We start from the raw sequence: 21,418 nt of genomic DNA, 5'->3' as shown, positions 1-21,418 counted from the left end.
CTATGACTCAGTTCACCATCGTCGTGGATTGTAACGATCCTCAGTACACCCGGGAGATTTGCGCCGCGTTCGCGCTATTCCCGGAAGTGAAAGCGGTTCTGCCCGAGGACCCCGCCGCCCGCGAGGCGCAATACGCCTGCTGCTGGTTTCCCGACCCGCAGCTGCTGGCGCGCTCGCCTCAGCTGAAGCTGATCCAGGCCGCGTCTGCCGGCGTAGACCATTTGCCCGCCAGCGTTTTCGCCAGCGACGTTCCGCTCTGCCGGGTGGTGGATGAAGATTTTCGTCACGGTATGTTTGAATACGCGCTGTGGGGCGTACTGTGGTTTCAGCGTCGCTTTGACCGGGCGCTGGCCCACCAGCGCGAGCGCGTCTGGAAGATGTATCCGCAGCGAGCGGCGGCCGATTATCACGTTGGCGTCATGGGCCTCGGCGAAATTGGCGGCTATATCGCCTCGCAGCTGGCCGCGCTGGGGTATCGGGTTTCCGGCTGGGCGCGTAGCGAAAAATCCCTTGCCGGCGTGCGCTGCTACCACGGAGAGACGCAGGCTGGCGAATTCCTTGGCCAGCTGGATGCGCTGATCAACGTCCTGCCGTTAACCGGGGAGACGCGAGGTATCCTCGCCCATCCTTTACTGCAGCAGCTGCCCGACGGCGCGTCGCTGATTAACTGCGGCCGCGGCGAGCATATGGTGAATCAGGACGTGCTCGAGGCGCTGGATAGCGGCAAGCTGTCCGGCGCGGTGCTGGACGTCTTCCCCGTCGAGCCCCTGCCCCAGGAGGACCCGCTGTGGCAACACCCGCAGGTGGCGATCACGCCGCATATGGCCTCCATCGCGCAGACGGAGGTGATTGCCCGCCAGCTGCTGGACAACATCCGGCGGCAGCAGCAGGCGCTGCCGCTGAAAAACCTGGTGAACAAACGGAGCGGTTATTAACCTTGCGCGTCAACGGCGGGATGTCCGTGGGTTAACCGTTGCTCCGTCTGGTTGATATGATGCTCAATGACCGCCCGGTGCGTATCGTCCGGCGGTAATCGTTTTAGCAGCAACCGCCACGCCGTCAGCGCCTCGCTGAAATGCGCCTGCTCTGATGCACTGAGCGCATACAGATTAAGCAGGCGGTCGTTAACGCGCTGGCCCTCCATCAGTTGGCGCACCAGCGCACCGCCCCGCGGGTCAGATACCCGCAGCAGCGCCTCCGCATAGCCAAATGCCGCACTATCGTTATCCGGAGCCAGCGCGTAAGCGCGAGCATAGGCTTGAGTCGCCATAGCGGCGTTGTCCAGGACCCTGCCGAGACGCCCGAGCATAAGCCAATCCTCAATAGAAGCGTCCGGATTTTGCCACAGCGTCGTGCGTAGCCCAAGGGCCAGACGCCGCAGCTCGTCTTCATCAAGCGGCTGCGCCTTTGGATCCTGCACCCGCGCCAACAGAGCCGGCGTCTGAGCCACCGCCTGCTGCCAGCGTTGCACCTGCTGATAGTGGCCGGTCTGGCTATAGCTGACCGCACCTACCGCCAGCGCAAGCGCCGCGCCAGGTATAAAAATCCACGGCCCGGCGGATTTATCCTCCGGCGCCCGGCCGTCAGAAAACGTCTCCTGCCCTGGCCTGACGCGGCGGCGGGAGCGGGCCACTATAGCCCAACCGCCCATGGCGATCGCTGCGGCCGGCACGACCCACAGCAGCATCGTCAGCGGGGTTAATGGCGGATCGTAGGTAACGAAGTTGCCGTAGCGCGCCACCATGTAGTCCACAATATCGCTGTCGCTTTTTCCTTCCTGCATAAGCGTAAAAACTTTCTGCCGCAGGTCGGCCGCGATCGCGGAACTGGAATCCGCAATGCTATTGTTCTGGCATTTCGGGCACCGAAGCTGCTCCGTGAGCAGGCGAAACCGCTGTTCCTGCTCCTCGTCCTTAAACGGCATGACATCAATAGCGGCCAGCGCGTTTGCGCAAAGCAGCAGCATCAGCGCGCTCAGTAATAATCTCATGGCGCAGCCTCCCGGCTAAACTTCTCCCACAGCGGCCTGAATTCGCGCTCCCACACCCGATCGTTAAGATCCCCCGCGTGGCGGTAGCGAATGATCCCCTGTCCATCGATCAAAAACGTCTCCGGCGCGCCGTAGACTCCGAGATCCAGCCCGAGCATCCCGTCGCCGTCAAACAGGCTCAGCGCGTAGGGATTGCCCAGCGTGTTCAGCCAGCCAATTGCTTTCTGCCGATCGTCTTTGTAGTTCAGACCCACCACGCGGATCCCCCGCGCGGAAAGCTGATTCAAATACTGATGCTCTGCGCGACAGGTCGGGCACCAGGTCGCCCAGACGTTAAGCAGCAGCGGTTTGCCCTGCGCCAGCGCATCCGACTGAAAATACTGCCCGGGATCTTCCAGCGCCTCAAGACGGAAAATCGGTACCGGTTTTCCGATCAGCGCCGACTCCAGGCTATTGGGATCGTCCCCTTCCACATTACGCGCCAGCTGCCACAGCAGCAGCATCGCGATAGCCATAAAAATGACCAGCGGCATCAACAACGTACAGCGCTTCATCTGGCCTCCGCGCCAGGATATCCGCGGCGCGGGCGATAGCGCGGATCGCACAGGCACAACAGCCCGCCCAGCGCCATCAGCACTCCCCCGGCCCAAATCCAGCGTACGAACGGTTTATAATAAAGGCGTACGGCCCAGGCGCCGTTGCCCAGCTCTTCGCCCAGCGCGGCATAGAGATCGCGGGTAAATCCGCCGTCAACCGCCGCTTCGGTCATCATGGCGCTGCTGCTGTGGTAAAAGCGCTTTTCCGCATTCAGTATCGCCTGCGGTTCGCCGCGTCGCATGACGCCAATCACCGCGACGGCGGAGCGATAGTTTGGGCCGATCGCCTCTTTGACCTCACGGAAAGAAAAACGATATTCATGGACATCGACGCTGTCGCCCACCCGCATGCGCACGTCGCGCTCCACGCTGTAATTTTGACTAAAGGCGATACCCACGATGGTGACCGCCAGCCCGAGGTGGCCTGCGACCATTCCCCAGTAGCTGAGGGTCATCCTGGCGCCGCGTGAAACCCGCAAAGCGATCTCTACTCCCGCCAGCACAAAGACCCAACAGGCCATCGCCAGCCCGACCACCGTCATGGCGACAATCTTATCGCCCAACCACCACGGCAACAGAAGCGACAGCGCCAGCGTGCTTGCGCAGGCAATAACCAGCAGCCCCCTGAGCTTACGCGGGCGATCGCGCCCCCAGCGCACCAGCGGGCCGATGCCCATCAGGAGCGCAAACGGCGCCATCAGCCAGCTAAACATCGTATTAAAGAACGGCTCGCCAATCGAAATACTGCCGAGGCCCAGCTGTTTATGCACCAGCGGCAGCAGCGTACCCAGCAGCACCGTGAGCATAGCGGCCATCAGCAGAACGTTGTTGCCGAGCAGCAGCGACTCGCGCGACCAGAGCGCATTATTTACCCGAGAGCGGACTTTATAGCCACGCATGGCGAACAGCAGTAAAGAGCCGCCAATGACCAGCACCATAAAGGCTAGAATAAACATGCCGCGCGCCGGGTCGGAGGTAAAAGCGTGAACCGAGACCAGCACGCCGGAACGCACCAGAAAGGTCCCCAGCAGACAGAGCGAAAATGCGCAGATAGCGAGCAGAAGCGTCCACGCCTTGAAGCTGGCGCGCTGTTCAGTGACCGCCAGCGAATGCAGCAGCGCGGTGCCGGCCAGCCATGGCATCAGCGACGCGTTTTCCACCGGATCCCAGAACCACCAGCCTCCCCATCCGAGCTCGTAGTAAGCCCACGCGGAGCCCAGCACAATACCGAGCGTCAGGAAGGCCCACGCCGCCAGCGTCCACGGGCGAGAGAAGCGCGCAAAGGTGCTATCCAGCCGCCCGCTCAACAGCGCGGCTATCGCCAGGGCAAAACTCACCGAGAAGCCCACATAGCCCATATACAGCAGCGGCGGATGGAAAATGAGCCCGGGGTCCTGCAACAGCGGGTTCAGGTCGCGCCCTCCAATGGCAAATTCCGGCAGCGTACGGGCAAACGGGTTGGAGGTGAACAGAATAAACAGCAGAAAGCCAACGCTGATCGTTCCCATCACCGCCAGCACCCGGGCGACAATATCAAGCGGCATTCGCCTGCTGCGCAGCGCTACCGCCACTGTCCAGCCGCTCATCAGCAGCACCCATAGCAGCAGCGAACCTTCATGTGCGCCCCAGGCTGCGGCCACGCGGTACCGGACCGGCAGCTGAGTATTGGCGTTACTGGCCACGTAGCTCAACGTAAAATCGTTGGTAATGAAGGCGTTAATCAGCACCATAAAGGCGCCCATAATGAGGATGAACAGCAGAACGGCAAATACCCGGGAAGAGGCCATCATTCGCCTGTCCCCCCGCGCCGCGCCCCACAGCGGATAGACGGGAAGCAGTAGCGCGACGCCAAGCGCCAGGCACAGCAGCCCGTTGCCGACTTCAGGCATCATAAGGATGTGTCCCTGTAGGCGCTATCCGGGCGACGATGGTTGCTCTCCATCGCTTTTTCCACGTCTGGCGGAGTGTAGTTCTCATCGTGTTTGGCGAGCACTTCTTTCGCCTGTATCCGGTTGTGCGCATCAAGCTCGCCCTGAACCACCACGCCCTGCCCTTCGCGGAACAGGTCCGGCAGAATGCCTTCGTAGCTGACGTCCACCGAACCTTCGGCGTCATAGATGCTAAAACTCACCTGCAGCGAATTCGCATCCCGCTTCACGCTGCCGGGCGCGACCATCCCGCCGACGCGCAGACGCTGACCCCGCTCGGGCCGCTGCTGCGTTTCGCGCTTGCCGTAGAGGATTTCGCCAGGCGTATAGAACAGGTCGATACTGGAACGCAGCGCATAGAGCACCAGCGCGGTGGTCAGCGTTAGCCCGGCGATCACCGCGAGGGCGACCCACAGGCGGTTTTTGCGGCGAATATTCATATCGCCTCCCGCGCCGCGCGCCTGCGGGCTTCACGGGCGCGCTGCCGGGCGATATCGCGCAGAATGACACGATGCAGGATCGCGCTGTGCGCGACCAGCGCCGCCAGCGGGAGAATGGTCAACGCCACCGCCAGCCAGACGTAAAAGGCATAGCCGCCCATGGCCAGGAAATCACTCCAGCTTGTAAATGCGCTGCTCATCGACGACCTCTTTTTAAAATCAGTTCACTGACCCACGGGCGACGTTTTTCCATGAGCAAAATCAGATTCCGCATGCGCATTAGCGCCAGCGTGATAAACAGCAGCAGGTAGCCGATAATCGCCAGCCGCAGCGGCGCGCGCATCGCCGGGGCGATGCTTTGCTGCATATTCGTTGAGCCCTGATGCAGGGTGTTCCACCACTCAACCGAGTAGTGAACGATCGGTAAATTCACCACGCCAATCAGCACCAGAATAGCCGCCGCGCGCCCGGCCAGACGGCGATCGTCAAAAGCGTGCCACAGCGCTATCGCGCCGACGTAGAGAAACAGCAGCACCAGCTCAGAGGTTAATCTGGCATCCCAAACCCACCAGGTTCCCCACATTGGCTTACCCCACGCGGAACCGGTCACCAGCGCCACAAAAGTAAACACCGCCCCCACGGGCGCCATCGCCGCCAGCGCCAGATTGGCCATTTTCATCTGCCAGACCACGCCGATGAACGCCGCGGCCGCCATCAGGGCATAAATGCCCATAGACCACATTGCCGCCGGAACATGCAGATAGATAATGCGATAGCTCTCGCCCTGCTGATAGTCCGCGGGCGCAAAGCCAAATCCCCAGACCCAGCCTGCGATCAGTACCAGCGCGCTGGCGCCGCCCAGCCACGGAGCGACCCTGCCGCAGAGCTGATAAAGCCGCGGCGGATTCGTCAGTTGAATCCCTGTTTTCCTCATATTTCAGTCACCAGAAATAAAGATAAATCCATTGATAAGCCCGGGCCTGGAGCCCCGGCGCCGCAAACCTGATAAGCGCCATCCATCAAAAACCGCGCTAGTGCAGACTGACGCGTAGCGCCGCCGCCGTCGCAAAGGGGCTTAACGTTGCGCTGCCCGCCAGCAGCGCGCCCAGTATCGCCATATACCCCGCCACGGGCAGATGCATGGAGGCCGCATCCATCGCGGCGGTAGCAAAAATAAGTAAGGGAATAGTCAGCGGCAGAACCAGAATGCTTAACAGCGCGCCGCCGCGCTTAAGTCCGACGGTGAGCCCCACGCCCGGCGCGCCGAGGAACCCCAGCGTCGGCGTCCCTAATAGCAGGGTCAGCGCCATAATTTTCCAGCCATAGACGTCCATGCCCAGCAGCAGAGCCACCAGCGGCGACAGGATCAGCAGGGGCACACCGGTGACCACCCAGTGAGCCATCACTTTAGCCACGACCACCGCCGGCAGCGGTAAAGGCAGCAGCATCAGCTGTTCAAGGCTGCCGTCCTGTAAGTCGTCGCGAAACAAGCGCTCGAGCGCCAGCAGCGAGGAGAGCAGCGCAGCGACCCAAATAATGCCGGGCGTCAGCCGCGCCAGCAGCTGCGGCTCCGGACCAACGGCAAGCGGAAACAGCGTAATGACAATCAGAAAAAACCACAGCGGATTGGCGATTTCCGCGCGATGGCGAAACGCGACCCGCAGTTCAAGGCAAAAAATCCGCCACATCACGGTTCCGCCCTCTCGCCGCACAGCGCAATGCGTCGAATCCTGTCGGATGCCGCGCTAATTGATTGATGGGCAGTGAAAATGACGATGCCGCCTTGCTCCGTGTGCTGCGCCATGCGCTGAATCAGGCGTTCGACGCCCTCCGTATCGACGGCGGTAAAAGGTTCGTCGAGGATCCACAGGCGGGCGCGGGTCAGCCAGAGGCGCGACAGCGCCACGCGCTGCTGCTGACCGGCGGAGAGCTGGTTAACAGGAATATCGTCGAAGCCGGCAAGCCCGGCCTTCTTAAGGGCCTCCCGGCACTGGGCGATATCATCGTGTTGATGGAGAAAACGCAGGTTTTCCATGGCGGTCAGCCTGGCTTTGATTCCCGGCTTATGGCCAATCCACAGCAGGTTTTGCTGGTAGCTATCGCGCACGCGATGCAGAGGGCGGCCCTGCCAGTAGATTTCTCCGGCATCAGCGCGGGCCAGCCCGGTAAGCAGGCGCAGGAGAGTGGTTTTCCCCGCACCGTTGCCTCCGGCTATCTGCACCCAATCGCCCGCCGAAACGCTGAATGAAAAATCTTTCAGCAGCGTCCGACCATCGCGTTCGCAGTGCAGTTTAATGGCCCTGAGCCAGCTCCGGGAACTTTCGCTCATCATCCCGTTATTGCCCCGGCTGATACGGCGTATAAACACCGGTCAGGCTATGCAGAAAAGCGACAATATCATCGATATCTTTTTGCGCTAAATCCGTACCGACCTGATAGCGCAGCATCAGTTTTACTGCGCCATCAAGCGTCGGAACATCACCGCGATGAAAATAGGGCGCGGTGAGCGCCACGTTGCGTAGCCCCGGCACTTTTTGGCGTAATTTATCCCGTACCTCTTTCGTCACATTCATTCGGCCAATATCAGCAGCCGTGATTTCACCAAAATTAAAATCACGCTTCAGCCCCAGCGGTTCAAAAGAGCGGCCGCCGAGAATAATACCGCCGTGACAGGTAGCACATTTATTATCTTTAAATAGCTGATAGCCATGTTTTTGTTGCGCGGTCAGCGCGTCTTCATCACCGCGCAGCCAATTATCAAATGGCGCGTCGGGGGTAATTAATGTTTTTTCAAATTCAGCGATAGCGTCAGTGATGCGCTCACCGCTAAAACCTTGCGGATAAACGGCTAAAAAATCCTTTTTCAATACGGGATCTTTATCCAGTTTATTAATAATGTCTCCCCAGGATTTTGATGCCATCTCAATGGGGTTTAACGGCGGGCCACCGGCCTGTTCTTGCAGCGTTGATGCCCGTCCGTCCCAGAATTGCTCAATATTAAAGACGGCGTTAAATACCGTTGGCGCGTTAATTGGCCCAACAGCGCCCCCCACGCCGATAGACGTTTTTCTGCCATCAACCCCGCCCGCGTTTAACGCATGGCAGTGTGCGCAAGAAATGGTGCTATCCCCGGACATTCGCGCGTCGTGATAAAGACGAAAACCCAGCGCAGCTTTCCGCTCATCAACGGGCAGCTTTTTAGGGATCGGCTGGAGAGGTTCATTGCGATGCTTCGCGGCGGTATCAGCGCTGGCATAGTAGCGCTCGCGCTGGTGCTTAATCCAGTTGAGTATCTCAATACGTTCGCTGTCGCTAACGCCGCCGGCCCAGTGCAGCGCGACGTATCGCGTAGGCGGCATCGTTTGATGCTGCATAACCCACTCAATCTTGTTTAATCCACTTTGTGAAACGGGTTTATCGTCAATCAGTGACGTACGCACGGATTGAAGGTTAAAGGATTTGTATCCCAGCTGTACGTCATAATCCATCAGCTGTTTGGCAACGGGAAAAGCGGCGTAAAAGGGCAACTCCGCCGAGGGCGTGTGGCAATAGTCGCAACCTTTTTCATTAAAAAAAGAGAGGACTTTATTATTCTCGGCAACCGCCGAGAGCCGGACGTCGTTTTTTTTAATACGCTGACTGTCGTAATACCAGATATAGCCTGACAACCCTAAATAACATAACACGCCTGCGGTAATGACCGAGGCTGTAATGGTCGCAATTTTCTTCATAAGATCATTCCTTTGAGGCATTGCAGCTGAGATAATGACGTTTTATATTTATAGTTTCACGTAACATCATAGCGGTGACGGCGCCGTGGATATTGATTAGCGTCAAAGCCGATGACAGGCAGGGCCTATAGATATAATAACCACACCCTATCATCACTATATTATTCTGCGCTGCGCGCGGCGGCTAAAAACCTCACTCCCTTGCTCAATCCTCCATGTATTCACTCTTATTATATAAACGGGTAAAACATTAATAAGAGGATTCACATTAGCGTGTTTCCATTAAGCAGTAAAAAAGAGAGATGAATTTTATCTCACCCTACCAATTCATATTTTAAATTTGCTCTCGCGGCAGAAATAAAAAGCGGAAAAATAATTCCGCCTGCGTTTGAAAAGCTAAGAGGATTAACCCCTTAGCGTTGGGCGTCGGCTTGCCAACAATGCGATCAGCGCAACCGCAACCGGCACCAGCGAACCCCACAGCACGGCATTCCAGCCGAAGAGGTTCATCAACGCGCCCGAGGAAAATGAGCCAATCATCATGACGCCGAAGACAATAAAATCATTCAGCGATTGCACCTGAGTTTTCTCTTCCGGCCGGTGGAAATCCATGATCTGCGCCGACGCGCCGGTAAAGCCGAAGTTCCAGCCGATACCCAGCAGGATCAGCGACAGCCAGTAGTGCATCACGTCGATACCGGCGAGGCCAACCATCACCGACAGCAGCAGCAGAACTAAACCGGCCGCGTTAATACGCCGGGCGCCGAAGCGATTAATCAGCTTGCCGGTAAAAAATCCGGGACCGTACATGGCGATCACGTGCCACTGAATGCCCAGATTCGACGCCTGCTGGGAGATCCCGTGCATATGCATGGAAAGCGGCGCCGCGGTCATCAGGAAGTTCATCACCATATAGGATATAGCGCCGCTAAAAACCGTCCGGGAAAACCCCGGCTGGCGCACGATTTCGCCCAGCGGGCGCCCGCCCGATTTGGCCTGCGCCGCCGGCTCGGGGGTTTTTACCCCCAGCAAGACCAGCGCGGATACCGCCGCCACCAGCCCCTGAGCGATAAAGGTCATCGCAAAGGTGTGCGGCGGCCACAAATTCATGGTCGCGGTCACCAGCATCGGGCCGATGATCCCCGCCGCCACGCCGCCGCCCATGACCAGCGAGAGCGCCCGCGCGCGCCGCTCGCCGCTGACGCCGTCGGTAGCGGCAAAGCGGAAGGACACCGCCACCGCCGCATAGGCGCCGCCGAAAAAGGCCGCGAGACAGAACAGTCCGAACGAAGCGATCGCGACCGCCAGCGCCGCCAGCGCTCCCGTCAACACGCCGGCGCCGGTACCGACCATAAAGACCGTTTTGCGCCCGCGTCTTCTGGCCAGCGCGCCAAACGGCAAAATACAGGCCGCCATCCCCAGCACAAAAATGGTAATGGGCAGCGTGGCCAGCGTCGGCGAGGGCGCGATGGCATTGCCCACAATCGCCCCTGTGGCGTAAAACACCACCGAGTTTGCTCCTGCGAGCGCCTGCGCCGTCGCCAGGCGAACAATATTTTGGTTTTGCTGTCCGACGGGCAGCGTTATCTCAGCGCTCATGACTCTCTTTATCCTGAATTCGTTTGCGTTATGCCAATACCCTGACTGACATAATGAACGTAATCAGGCATGACGACCAGCCATCACGCCGCCATCAATATCCCAAACCGCGCCGGTCACCCAGCGGGTGCTATCGCTGAGCAGAAACGCCACGGTTTGCGCGATATCATCAGGCGTGCCGACGCGGCCAATGGGATGGAAGCCGTCAAAGCTGTTCATCACATCCTTCACATCCTCTTTAGGGATAAACCCTTCATATATCGGCGTATGCACCACCGCCGGCGATACCGCATTGACCCGAATCCCGCTGCCGCCCAGCTCAATCGCCAGATTTTTGGTCAGCGCATGCAGACCCGCTTTCGCCATGGAGTAGGCTGTCGACGGCGTTGCGCCGATGGCCTGCTGCGCCCACATCGAGCCGATATTCACAATCGAACCTTTGATGCCATTAGCCAGCATATTGCGCACCACCTCGCGGGTGATAAAAAACGTCGCGCGGTTGAGATGCATATACCGATCGTAGTCAGCCATTTCATGTTCGATAAACGGCTTCGGGAAGAAAACGCCGGCGGCGTTGACCAGCAGGCTGATATCCTGATGTTCCGCGTTAATAGCGGCCATAACCTGCTGCATACCGCTTTCGCTCGTCAGGTCAGCGACGATAACATCCACCTTCCCCGCTGCCGCCAGCGCCTGACGCGCCTGTTCGGCCTTCTGCCGACGATTGCCCACCAGCACCACGCTGCCGCCATTCTCCACCACCCGTTTGGCCGTCGCCAGCCCCATACCGCTGGTCCCGCCAACCACTAACAGTTTTTTCCCCATAAACGCCGTATTCATCATTCACCTCTTCACGCTTGATTTGTGTAGCCTAAGCATGCCTTTCCTGCAGCGCGCTGACGAATGAGAAGAAATAGCCCAACGACAAAGAAAATCTATCTTGATGGCCTATACTGAGACGCAAATTCACTGAGGGATATTCACCATGCGATCGCTTAACCGACTGAAATGGCTTCACGCATTTGAAGCCACCGCCCGCCACGGCAGCTTTACCGGCGCGGCGCGCGAGCTGGGCGTGACGCCCGCCGCCGTCGGGCAGCTGGTCAGGGCGTTGGAGGATTGGGTCGGCCATCCGCTGCTGCACCGTACCCGTAGCGGTAAAGAGCGTCTCACCCTGGTGAGCGAGGCGCAGGCGGCGCTGCAGGATATTACTCAGGGACTGGATAAGCTGGAGAGCGGACTGAATAAGCTTCGCGGCCGCCGGGCGCGTTCCGTGGTGGTGATTACCGCCTCGCAGGTGCTGATGATGAACTGGCTGATGGAGCGCTTAAACCGCTTCTCTGAAGTCCATGATAATATCGACCTGCGTCTCAACGTTACGGAAAAGCTGATGGACGTGGCCCACGGCGAAGCGGATTTGGCGGTACGCTGCGGTCGCGGCGACTGGCCCGGGGTCAATAAAACCTGGCTGATGGATGAAGAAGCGGTGCTGGTGTGCAGCCCGCTAATCGTCCTAGCAGACAAAACCGCCTGCGGCGAGTGGCTGGCGGCGCAAAAGCTGATTCATGATGATACGCCCTATCCCGGCGCCAGCTTTCCATCATGGGCGGAAGTGCTGGAGGCCGCTCAGGCGCCAACGGCGCGCGATAGCGGGTTGCATATTAACTCAACGTCGGCGGTCATCCTGGCCGCGCTCAGCGGGCGCGGCGTCGCTATTGTTCGCCGGGCGCTGGTACAACAGCTCCTCGCCACCGGCCAGCTCGTTCAGCTACACCCGGCCCGCCGCTGGCCGCTCACCTGGTCCTACTATATTGTGACGCCCCAGCATGCGGTCATGCGCCCGGAAGTGAAGGTGTTTTATGACTGGCTGCTTCACGATGTGCTGGCGGAAAACCCGATACGCTGAATATCTTCCGCCACACCCGCATAGAAAACCTTTATTGCTTTATGGTTTTAGCTGGTCATGAATGCGCCACTTCTGTTTCAGCACGTTTTTGTCCTGGCTGGCCAGCCACTGGTTAACCTTGTCCAGCAGCTGCGGGTTATCTTTATTCATCATATAGACTTTGAAGCTGGCGGTGCCCGGGAACGGCTGCTCATTGGCCACGCAAAACACGCCCGGCTCATTGCTCTGGTAATAGACGCCCTCAATCAGGTCGGTCACCATCATATCCGCCGTTTTCTGCCGCAGCGCTTCAAGGTTATCGATATTGTTTTTCACCCGAATAATCTGCGCCTGCTTGATATGTTCATCGACAAAGCTTTGGTTGGTGCCGCCCGGATTCACCACCACCTTCACGTTTGGCTGGTCGATTTTTTCCAGGCTACCGAGCGCCGGCGCCGCCGCGCAGTTAGCCAGCGCAATCTTGCCGTTCGGCACCACCGGCTGGCTTAACGCGAAATCTTTCGCCCGCGCTGCGGTTTCCGTCACCCCACCCATGGCGATATCAAACTTATCGGCCTTCAAGTCGGCGGAGAGCGTGGGCCAGCTGGTCGTCACAAAGCTCACCTTTAGCCCAAGCCGCTTGCCGAGATCTTTCGCCATATCAACATCGTAGCCCATCAGCTCCCCGGCTTTATTATGAAACGCCAGCGGCGCGTAATCCCCCGGGACGCCGACTTTCAGTTCGCCGCTTTGTTGAATGCTGTTCATGTCGCGCGCCTGGGCGCCAAAGGCGACGGCAGCGATGACGAAAACAAGACCTGACTTCAACTTCATCGTTATATCCTTGTTCAAATGTGAACCGTTTATGATTACACCGCGCTGCGCAGCGGATGCTGTTTATTGTTTATAAAATCTTTAATCATGGATACCGTCAATACCGGCGGCGAGAAAGGCGGCATCGTTCCTTCGGCCACCCGCCCGGCGAGCTGCTCGCAAAAGCGCTCAACCTGATTAACCGGATACCCGGCAATATCCTGGGCGGAGTAACGCCACCATCGTAGCGCCATCAGCTGCTCAATAATCGCCTCGCTGAAGCGCATGCGGATGATCTTCGCGGGATTACCGCCGACGATGGCGTACGGTGCGACGTCTTTGACCACCAGCGCGTTGGCGGCAATGACGGCCCCATCGCCAATAGTAATCCCCTGCGCCAGGGTGACATTCTGGCCAATCCACACATCGTTGCCGATGGTTATCGGCCGGGGGGTTTTTGCAAAAGGATAAAACTGGTTGGTCCTGCCGCTATCGGCAGCCAGCGTCGCCATCAGGCCGGAATGATGGGCATAAAACACCGGGCTGGCGCTGGCCCACTCCAGGGGATGTCGGTCGCCGAGCACCTGTAACCGATCGGCAATCGACGTGTAGCGCCCCACGTTAATCAGCGCCGGCAGCAGGGTTCGCGTATAGCTAAAGGCGCCCAGCGAGGCCAGCCGTTCGCCGCAGCGCCCCCAGTAGGTGGTATAGGCCTCGGTGGCTAAGTTTTCCGGTATCTCAATCGGCAGGTCGTCACGGTAAAAGGCGTGGCCGCAGGCCAGCGTCTGCCCGCCGACAAAAATCCGCTGCGCCTGCAATAGTGGCTTAAGCTCCCCAAAGGCGATTTTCATTATCGATTTTCCCGCACAAAAGTATTCCCGGACAGCCGCTTAATCTCTCGATCATTGATAGCGTACCGATCCGCTCGCCGTGCGAAAAATCGTTATGACTTCTCTTTTTTGTGAGCGACAGCGCGAAAGCGACGGTCAGTTATACTCCAGCGCAAACGTCACCATGCTATTGGCGGTACCGGCGGTTACCGCGTCATCCGTCTGTACGTACTGGGCGTTAAAGTTGATATTTTCCGCCGCCCCCGCGCTGCTGGCGGTAATCCGCTTGAGTACAGGTAAGTTACTGGCCTCATTGATTTTGACGCCGGTTCCGGCGGCGGGCGCTGGGGCACTGTTATTGCCGTAGGTGAGCCTGACGCCCACACCGCTCGCGGAGGCGTTTGCTTTACTTAGCGCCAGAGTATCCGTTCCCCCGGATGGCGAGGTGACGCCAAAAAAGCCGATGCGGATATCGGTTGGCGTGGAGCAGAAGACCGGTATGGAGAAGCGCTTCGCGACGCCGCCGGTGGTGTTTTTGCCCTTAAACTCCGCTTTATTTACCGTGCCGAGGCTAACGTGAATATTCGCGGTTGAAACCTGACAGCTGCCGCTGCTGCCGATATCGACATTCAGCGCCGCCATATCGAGCGTGACCGGCGAGCTGGCGACAAAACCGCTGCGGCTGTCGGCCTGCTGCTGGATAGTGAGTTCGCCAATCTGCGGCTGCGCCGGAACGTTTGCGTGGTTGCCGCTGACCAGGGCGACATTACCGGTCTTATAAAACGTCACAAAGACTTTCACCACAATCTGCTGCTGGTTCAGCAGATTAGCCATCTCATTGCTGTCGCAAACCGTCACGGATTCCCCATTACCGGCCGCATGGCTGCCATCAATAAAGCGAACGGCGCCGCCGCTGCACTGGAAGCCCAGCGAGTATCCTATGCCGTCCAGCGCTGAGGGGAACACGTGCTGACCGCCGATTGACAGCGGCGTTGAGGCCGTTTTTAGCTGCCGATAAACCAGACGCTTTGCCGCCGCTTTCGGCACCTGAAGATCGCAGGAGAAATGAATCCCGCTGCCGTTATCCGCCATCATGCCGGTCATCTGGGTATTCAACGGCAGCGTGGGCAGGTACTTGATATTCTGGACGTTCACGGTCATCTGGCCGATATCTCCTCTGCAGGTTTCCGCCCAGCCGCTGTGGCTATAAATCCCCGCCATCAGCAGGAATAAAAACGATACTATGCGCAAAATCACCTCTGTGCAGACCTACTGGCAGAGGCCAGAGACGGTTTTAACCGGACTCTGCCCCTGCTGTACGGTATCGGTAAGATGGAAATGCAGCGCGCATCTCCGTGAGATATTGTCGGCGTTCCAGGCGGCATCGAGCGTCCCTTCTTGCGGAATACCGCTCAGATAGACCTGCCCGCCATCCGCCACCATGCCGCCCGGCGCCGCGCCCCGATCGTCTTCTGCTTTACGCAAGCGAACGCTGGCGCCGAACGGCAGCGGGCCGTGGCTATCGCGAAGGGTAAACAGCACGCGGCTGCCGATATGGGTCTGATAGTTTGCCTGCACCACCGCCCCGCCGCCGGGGATCACCGTCTGCCCTTCAAGTTCAACATCGGCATCGTCGGCCAGCGATTCGGTATCGAGCGTAATGGTGTTTTTGCGATACGCCGTCAGCGAGGGCACCACCGCATAGCCCCGCCAGTCGGTATGCACGTTGCTGCCGTTCTGAATCGCCACGTCGGCGGCACCCGGCGCGCGTACGATGGCAAAGCTTTCGCCGACGGTCTGACCCAGCGTCACGCCATGAGGATGGGCGACGATGGACCCCGATGCGCCCCAGGTCAGCTGATGGCTTGCGCTATCGCGGCGATAGCCGAGCTGCGCGGTTCCATAGCCGCCGTGGTAATCGAGCGATGCGCTGCTGTTGCTGCCCTGGCCGCCGTTAACGTAGCCCTGCTGAAGGGAGTAGTAGAGATTGGGATTGCGCGGAAGCGAACCGTACAGCGACGCCTGCTGCGAGGTGCGTCCGTTATTGTCGGAGGTGGTGCTGTAGCTAACCGCGCTCTCGGACAGCGGGCCGCCAAGCGGAATGCTCAGGTTCAAGGACCACGAGCGATCGTCTTTTTGGCGATCGGATGACTGGGTGTAGTAATAACCCACGCCCCACGAAACGCCTCGCCAGGCGCTGTAAAAACCGAGATGGATCGTTTCATCGCGGCTCTGGCGGTGCCAGTACTCCTGCGACCAGGCGGAAATCGCCAGGCTGCTCATACCGCCAAACGCCTGAGAAAGGGAGACCTCTTCGCGGCTGCGCTTGTTATCCAGCAGGCCATTGCGGCTCTCAAGCGCGCTGGCTTCGCTGAAGTCGTAATAACCGCCTGAGGAGTAGCGATAGCTGGCGAGGCTAAATGAGGTGCCGGTGCCGGCAAAATCCTTCTGGTACTGCACCCGTACCGAATGGCCGGCCGAGCGCTTTCCCGACGGCGTCGTGGTGTTCGCCCATGTCGCATCGCCTCCAAGCGATCCGAGCTCGCCAAAACCGCGCCCGACGCCGAGCGCCCACGACTGGTAATCCTGCGCCAGCTGGCTACCGCCGTAGAGCGTGAATTCAGCCGGTAGCCCATAAAAGAGCGTACCCTGCAAAAACGTCGGCGAGCGCGCCTGGCTCTGCTCCGAATGGTAGCGTCCGGCGCTCAGGCTGAATTTCACGCGTCCTTCCCGCAGCATAAACGGGACGGCTGAAAAGGGCTGGGTAAAGGTCCGCACCGAACCATCGCTCTCTTTTACCTGCACCTCGAGATCGCCGCTTTGCGCCGTTGGATAGAGGTCGTTTATCGCAAACGCTCCCGGCGAGACGAACGTTTCATAGATAACGTAGCCATGCTGGGAGATGGTGACTTTGGCGTTGCTGTGCGCCATTCCGCGGATCGTCGGGGCGAAGCCGCGCTGGCTATCCGGCAGCATTTCATCATCGGACATCAGCTGAACGCCGCGAAACTGCACGCTGTCGAAAACGTCGCCGGTCGTAAAGGTATCGCCCATCCGCAGCAGGCTTTTGAGTGACTTCAGGTCGCGCTGTAGCCAGGTACTCTGTGAATTCCAGCGCCGGGTCCGGTCATACTCCATCGACGAGACGTTACGCAGGCGCCAGGCGCCGAGGTTAACCCCGCTGCGTAGATTCAGGTAGCTGGAGCGGCTGCTGTCATCCGTCTGCCGGGTTTGCGACCCGGTCAGGTTATAGTTAACAAACGCCGCCGGGATACCATCATCCCAGCGTGCCGGATCCACGTATCCGCGGCTCTGGGCGTTCATGGCCGCCTGGGGAATACTTAAGTTCAGACGCTGAGTGGCGAAATCAAAACGGCTGCTGGCATCGGGGATGTAGCGCTCGATGCGAGTAAACGTTTCTCCCTCATGCAGGGTATTAAACGCCGGGAAAGCGCTGACGTTGACGCCATATTCCGCCAGCTGCGCCGGGGTTAACTGCGGCCGCAGTTCGCCGTTGCTGTCGACAAATGTCACCTCGCCCTGGGCTATCTCCTGGTTATTCACCCAAATGCTGACCGGGTATGTCCCGGGCTGCTGGCCGCCTGCTTTAGCAAAATAGTGTAAATCAGCGGTCTTTTGCTGCGGATTGGCAAATTCTAATGCCGCCGGATCAAAGTAGTCCTCCGCCCGCGCGATACCGCTTTGGTACAGCAGAAAAAGCGCCGTCGGCAATAATAAAATCCCGCCGGTTGGCGCCGCGATCGCCGAATAAACGGGAGTCATATCCGAAGTGTTATTTTTCACAATATCCTGACCAGGCGAAGCAAATTAATTACTGTTGTGCGTAATCCGTAATACCACCGAAGTCATTAATGGCGCGCCATTTAACTACCCCGGAATGAGTAATCGGCCACGCTTTATGATCAAAGGGGCCAATCATGCCGGGTTGCAGAATATCTGTACCGCCAACCGAAATAACAAAAAAGGAGACAAAATAGGGCGTCGGGTTTTGGGCAACCAGCCTGGAACCTTCAATGTTAAACGTCAGCTTGCGCCATGCATCGTCAGGCTCGCCCGCCAGACCATTCGGGCGATAGAAGATCTTAAACTTTGATTTAATATTGACCTGAAGCTTGTTCACTTCATCTTGTTTCGTTGGAGCAATACTTTTCACATTGAGCCAAAAAACGGATTCGCGATCGGTGGGCAGCGTTCCACCAATATAGTTAATACGCAATACGTTCTGCTGTTCAGGATCGAGACGGAAAAGCGGCGGCGTCACAATAAAAGGCACCCGGCTTTTATTGTTTTCCGCATAGTTTTCTACCCACGATTGCACCAGATAAGGTGAATGAGTATCAGCGTTGGTAACCGATATTGCGGCTTCACGTTTCCCTTCCTGATAAACAACACGGGTTCCTCCCATGACAATACCGGCCTGTGCCGCAGTTGATAGCAATAAAAAGGCTATCGCGGCGATCGTTCGTTTCATAATGACTACCGTCCGGGAATAATAAAAGCGGGTATCACTGCCTGAAGCTGATAAATAATCTGCATTAATTATGCCGACCCTATTTCAGCCGGGCGGCGGCTGGCGGCTTACCCGGCGTGGGAAGCCATGAATAACCGCAGCTTTACCCGCTTCCAGGGTATTAGTTGTAAACCATATTGAAGTTGGCCGTACCGTTGGCAGAACCGGCGGAAACCGCGCTGGTTGAGACATAGTCAGCAAAGAATTCCAAATCGGCGGTACCCGTTGCCGCGCCGCTCGCGCCAGCGGTAACGCTGTGGCCGCGTGAGACGGCGCCGAGATCAACCGGCGTCGACTTATCATCTTCATACAGCTTTATCGCTACCCCACTTGCGGTACCGTTAATCGCCAGCAGATCGCTATTGTTGGTATCGCGGGTACCGTCAAATAGCACCGAGACGGTGGTAACGGTAGAAGGACAATCTTTCACTTTGATATGGAAGGCGGTTTTGGTCGTTTCAGAACCTGCGCCGGTAAAATAGCTGCTCGCCCATTTCCCCAGATCGACGCTCTGATTTGCGCTGGTGCTATCAACATTACAGGAGGAATCGGTAATCGATCCGGTAAATTCTACCTGCCCACCCGTCCCCTGCGTGCCCGCATTAGAACCGGGGTTAACGGTCATTGCCGATCTGGCGGGTTGTGAAGGCGAGGATAATGCGCTAGCGGACACCAGAGCACCGACAAACATTGCCATAATACGAAATTGCGTTTTCATTATTCATCTCATCTCTAACTTATATTTTCGACAGATTGTGCGCGAGGGCTTAAGCCCCGGGCAAATCTGCGTGCAGATCCTCCATGTTAATAATATTCGCGTTCCGTCCGCAGGACATCAGGCAGCAAAAATAAGCTGCTTAATTGGCTATTTTGATAAAAAGAAGTTCTTCGGCGAAATTGATAAACCCTTTATTAAGGTAACAAATAAATACTATCCCTACCGATTACAAATCGCAATATTTTGTTATGTTAATGAAATGCTGTTTTATTTTACATATAAAGATAATATTAAAAACATTATGCGCATTGTTAATTAATGCAACCAAAAATCACGATACAATAACATCAAAAAGCAACATCAGGCGGCGTAATTTAACAACCCCCCCTAATTTCACCGCGATTTTTCGGCAATAATTCTGTGAGCGGACTGGGTTTTTATAGAATATTAGGATAAATCTTAGATTGGCTTTTATCTTATTTTCGTTATCGAATAAACAATAATCACGCGAGTCATTATAAGCAGGAGATATTGATGACAAGTGTATTTCATCTGAAAGCCGGGGAGGAAAGATGAATAACAACACTTTCTTTGTGGAATAATAAACCCGCAATCGATGCTGAAGATTGCGGGTTATCCTAAAATAAATAGCTGACAGGGACGATCAGAACAGGCCCAGCGGCGCGGTACCGTAGCTCACCAGCAGGTTCTTCGTCTGCTGATAGGCATTGAGCGCCATCTTATGGGTTTCGCGCCCTACGCCGGACTGTTTGTAGCCGCCGAACGCGGCGTGCGCAGGGTAGATGTGATAGCAGTTGGTCCACACCCGACCGGCCTTAATGCCGCGCCCCATGCGATAAGCCAGGTTGGTATCCCGCGTCCACACCCCGGCCCCAAGGCCAAACTGGGTTTGGTTTGCAATAGCCAGCGCCTCGGCTTCATCTTTAAAAGTGGTGACGCCGATAACCGGGCCAAAGATCTCCTCCTGGAAGCTGCGCATATCGTTGCGGCCCTGAATCAGCGTCGGCTGAATATAGAAACCGTTATCCAGTTCGGCAGAGATGCTGGCGCGTTCGCCGCCGGTCAGGATCTTTCCGCCTTCATCGCGAGCGATCTTAATATAGGAAAGGATCTTATCGAACTGCTGACGCGACGCCTGCGCGCCGATCATCGTATCGGTATCAAAGGGGTCGCCGCGGCGAATTTGCGCCACCTTCTCCATGACCCGCGCCATAAAGGGCTCGTAAATAGACTCCTGAATCAGCGCGCGGGACGGGCAGGTGCAGACCTCACCCTGATTAAAGAAGCCCAGAACCAGGCCTTCAACCGCCTTCTCGATATACTCTTCTTCGCCTTCCATCACGTCGGCAAAGTAGATGTTCGGCGATTTACCGCCCAGCTCAACGGTACAGGGGATAATGTTTTCCGCCGCGCAGGCCATGATATGGCGGCCTACCGGCGTTGAGCCGGTAAAGGCGATTTTGGCGATGCGTTTACTGGTTGCCAGCGCTTCGCCCGCCTCTTTGCCAAATCCCTGAACCACGTTAAGGACGCCCGCCGGGAACAGATCGCCAATAATCTCCAGCAGCAATGTAATGCTGAGAGGCGTCTGCTCTGCCGGTTTCAGCACCACGCAGTTGCCCGCAGCCAGCGCCGGAGCGAGCTTCCAGGCGGCCATCAGCAGCGGGAAGTTCCACGGAATAATTTGTCCGACCACGCCGAGAGGCTCATGGAAGTGATAAGCCACCGTCGTTTCATCAATCTCCGCCGTGCTTCCCTCCTGCGCGCGCAGGCAGCCGGCGAAATAGCGGAAGTGATCGACCGCCAGCGGCAGGTCGGCGTTGAGGGTTTCGCGGATCGGCTTACCGTTATCCCAGCTCTCCGCTACCGCCAGATATTCCAGGTTGGCCTCAATACGGTCGGCAACCTCCAGCAGCAGATTAGCGCGGTGCTGAGCCGACGTTTTGCCCCAGGCGTCGGCGGCCCGGTGCGCCGCATCAAGGGCGAAGTCGATATCTTTGGCATCAGAACGCGGAAACTGCCCGATGTTGCTACCGTCGACCGGGGAGGTATTCATAAAGAATTCTCCACCGATGGGTTCAACAAATTTACCGTCAATAAAGTTACCGTAGGCTGACTTCAGTGAAACCAAAGCGCCCGGTGTGCCAGGATGAGCATAACGCATCGCGAATCTCCTTCATGTAGGGTTGAGGGCAGCGGCATATTAGTTTTGTACGGCGGCTCGCTGCGTCTCTCGTCTATTGCAGGGGTTATGCCATTTTTTATATTTTAAAAAAGAAATTAATTTTCAATAAATTAGATAGGTCACGTCACTTTCTGTCGCACAGAATCTCTCT

20 protein-coding genes are annotated in these 21,418 nt (G+C 57.4%); 2 read left to right on the top strand and 18 right to left on the bottom strand.

Going from position 1 to position 21,418, the window contains the following annotated elements; translation table 11 throughout:
* Window positions 1-2 precede the first annotated feature (2 nt).
* The gene (locus tag JLG71_RS06320; protein WP_049083636.1) at window positions 3-935 is read left to right on the top strand and encodes a 2-hydroxyacid dehydrogenase; all 933 of its coding nucleotides are present in this window, start codon (window positions 3-5) and stop codon (window positions 933-935) included.
* On the opposite strand, the gene JLG71_RS06315 is transcribed toward JLG71_RS06320, so the two are convergent.
* The 11 genes from JLG71_RS06315 to JLG71_RS06265 form a co-directional block, all read right to left on the bottom strand.
* Entirely contained in the window at window positions 932-1,990 is a 1,059-nt protein-coding gene (locus tag JLG71_RS06315) for a cytochrome c-type biogenesis protein CcmH (protein ID WP_014226472.1), read from the bottom strand. The two genes, JLG71_RS06320 and JLG71_RS06315, sit on opposite strands and share 4 nt — an antisense overlap.
* Window positions 1,987-2,544, bottom strand: coding sequence for a thiol:disulfide interchange protein DsbE (gene dsbE / locus JLG71_RS06310; protein ID WP_014226473.1), 558 nt, complete (start codon window positions 2,542-2,544; stop codon window positions 1,987-1,989). The genes JLG71_RS06315 and dsbE overlap by 4 nt, the downstream gene beginning before the upstream one ends.
* Entirely contained in the window at window positions 2,541-4,478 is a 1,938-nt protein-coding gene (locus tag JLG71_RS06305) for a heme lyase CcmF/NrfE family subunit (RefSeq protein ID WP_148849893.1), read from the bottom strand. Before JLG71_RS06305 ends, dsbE begins: the two co-directional genes overlap by 4 nt.
* The gene (gene ccmE / locus JLG71_RS06300; protein WP_025107310.1) at window positions 4,475-4,954 is read right to left on the bottom strand and encodes a cytochrome c maturation protein CcmE; all 480 of its coding nucleotides are present in this window, start codon (window positions 4,952-4,954) and stop codon (window positions 4,475-4,477) included. Before ccmE ends, JLG71_RS06305 begins: the two co-directional genes overlap by 4 nt.
* A complete protein-coding gene (gene ccmD / locus JLG71_RS06295; protein ID WP_032750932.1) occupies window positions 4,951-5,154 on the bottom strand; it encodes a heme exporter protein CcmD in 204 nt (67 codons plus the stop codon). The genes ccmE and ccmD overlap by 4 nt, the downstream gene beginning before the upstream one ends.
* The gene (locus tag JLG71_RS06290; RefSeq protein WP_025107308.1) at window positions 5,151-5,888 is read right to left on the bottom strand and encodes a heme ABC transporter permease; all 738 of its coding nucleotides are present in this window, start codon (window positions 5,886-5,888) and stop codon (window positions 5,151-5,153) included. Before JLG71_RS06290 ends, ccmD begins: the two co-directional genes overlap by 4 nt.
* A 97-nt stretch (window positions 5,889-5,985) precedes the next feature.
* On the bottom strand, window positions 5,986-6,642 hold the full coding sequence (ccmB, locus tag JLG71_RS06285; RefSeq protein WP_086074038.1) for a heme exporter protein CcmB: 657 nt from the start codon (window positions 6,640-6,642) through the stop codon (window positions 5,986-5,988).
* Window positions 6,642-7,283: a cytochrome c biogenesis heme-transporting ATPase CcmA gene (ccmA, locus tag JLG71_RS06280; protein ID WP_049083635.1), complete on the bottom strand. Its 642-nt coding sequence runs from the start codon at window positions 7,281-7,283 to the stop codon at window positions 6,642-6,644. The genes ccmB and ccmA overlap by 1 nt, the downstream gene beginning before the upstream one ends.
* A 7-nt stretch (window positions 7,284-7,290) precedes the next feature.
* Window positions 7,291-8,685: a cytochrome c peroxidase gene (locus tag JLG71_RS06275; RefSeq protein ID WP_057173722.1), complete on the bottom strand. Its 1,395-nt coding sequence runs from the start codon at window positions 8,683-8,685 to the stop codon at window positions 7,291-7,293.
* 405 nt (window positions 8,686-9,090) lie between these two features.
* The gene (locus JLG71_RS06270; RefSeq protein WP_161506272.1) at window positions 9,091-10,284 is read right to left on the bottom strand and encodes an MFS transporter; all 1,194 of its coding nucleotides are present in this window, start codon (window positions 10,282-10,284) and stop codon (window positions 9,091-9,093) included.
* 63 nt (window positions 10,285-10,347) lie between these two features.
* Window positions 10,348-11,124 (bottom strand): SDR family NAD(P)-dependent oxidoreductase, encoded by a 777-nt coding sequence (locus JLG71_RS06265; RefSeq protein WP_161506374.1) that lies wholly within the window; start codon window positions 11,122-11,124, stop codon window positions 10,348-10,350.
* 145 nt (window positions 11,125-11,269) lie between these two features.
* Between JLG71_RS06265 and JLG71_RS06260 the strand changes: the two genes are divergently transcribed.
* Window positions 11,270-12,190, top strand: coding sequence for a LysR substrate-binding domain-containing protein (locus JLG71_RS06260; protein WP_161506271.1), 921 nt, complete (start codon window positions 11,270-11,272; stop codon window positions 12,188-12,190).
* Between the two features lie 39 nt (window positions 12,191-12,229).
* On the opposite strand, the gene JLG71_RS06255 is transcribed toward JLG71_RS06260, so the two are convergent.
* From JLG71_RS06255 to exaC, 7 genes are all read right to left on the bottom strand, one after another.
* Complete coding sequence (locus tag JLG71_RS06255) at window positions 12,230-13,003, bottom strand: transporter substrate-binding domain-containing protein (RefSeq protein ID WP_048260143.1); 774 nt, start codon at window positions 13,001-13,003, stop codon at window positions 12,230-12,232.
* A gap of 35 nt (window positions 13,004-13,038) precedes the next feature.
* Window positions 13,039-13,833 carry a CatB-related O-acetyltransferase gene (locus JLG71_RS06250; RefSeq protein WP_161506270.1) on the bottom strand — a complete coding sequence of 265 codons (795 nt, stop codon included), beginning with the start codon at window positions 13,831-13,833 and terminating at the stop codon, window positions 13,039-13,041.
* 135 nt (window positions 13,834-13,968) lie between these two features.
* Window positions 13,969-15,033 carry a fimbrial protein gene (locus JLG71_RS06245; protein ID WP_049103470.1) on the bottom strand — a complete coding sequence of 355 codons (1,065 nt, stop codon included), beginning with the start codon at window positions 15,031-15,033 and terminating at the stop codon, window positions 13,969-13,971.
* Between the two features lie 48 nt (window positions 15,034-15,081).
* On the bottom strand, window positions 15,082-17,616 hold the full coding sequence (locus JLG71_RS06240; protein WP_116280434.1) for a fimbria/pilus outer membrane usher protein: 2,535 nt from the start codon (window positions 17,614-17,616) through the stop codon (window positions 15,082-15,084).
* A 28-nt stretch (window positions 17,617-17,644) separates the two neighbouring features.
* Window positions 17,645-18,304: a fimbrial biogenesis chaperone gene (locus tag JLG71_RS06235; RefSeq protein ID WP_014226487.1), complete on the bottom strand. Its 660-nt coding sequence runs from the start codon at window positions 18,302-18,304 to the stop codon at window positions 17,645-17,647.
* 160 nt (window positions 18,305-18,464) lie between these two features.
* Complete coding sequence (locus tag JLG71_RS06230; RefSeq protein WP_014226488.1) at window positions 18,465-19,061, bottom strand: fimbrial protein; 597 nt, start codon at window positions 19,059-19,061, stop codon at window positions 18,465-18,467.
* Window positions 19,062-19,725: 664 nt separating this feature from the next.
* Complete coding sequence (gene exaC / locus JLG71_RS06225; protein WP_161506269.1) at window positions 19,726-21,246, bottom strand: acetaldehyde dehydrogenase ExaC; 1,521 nt, start codon at window positions 21,244-21,246, stop codon at window positions 19,726-19,728.
* Window positions 21,247-21,418 lie beyond the last annotated feature (172 nt).

The organism is Klebsiella michiganensis (assembly GCF_015139575.1).
Lineage (GTDB): Bacteria > Pseudomonadota > Gammaproteobacteria > Enterobacterales > Enterobacteriaceae > Klebsiella > Klebsiella michiganensis.
Note: the sequence above shows the minus strand (reverse complement) of the source record. Positions and strands in the feature narration are given on the sequence as shown.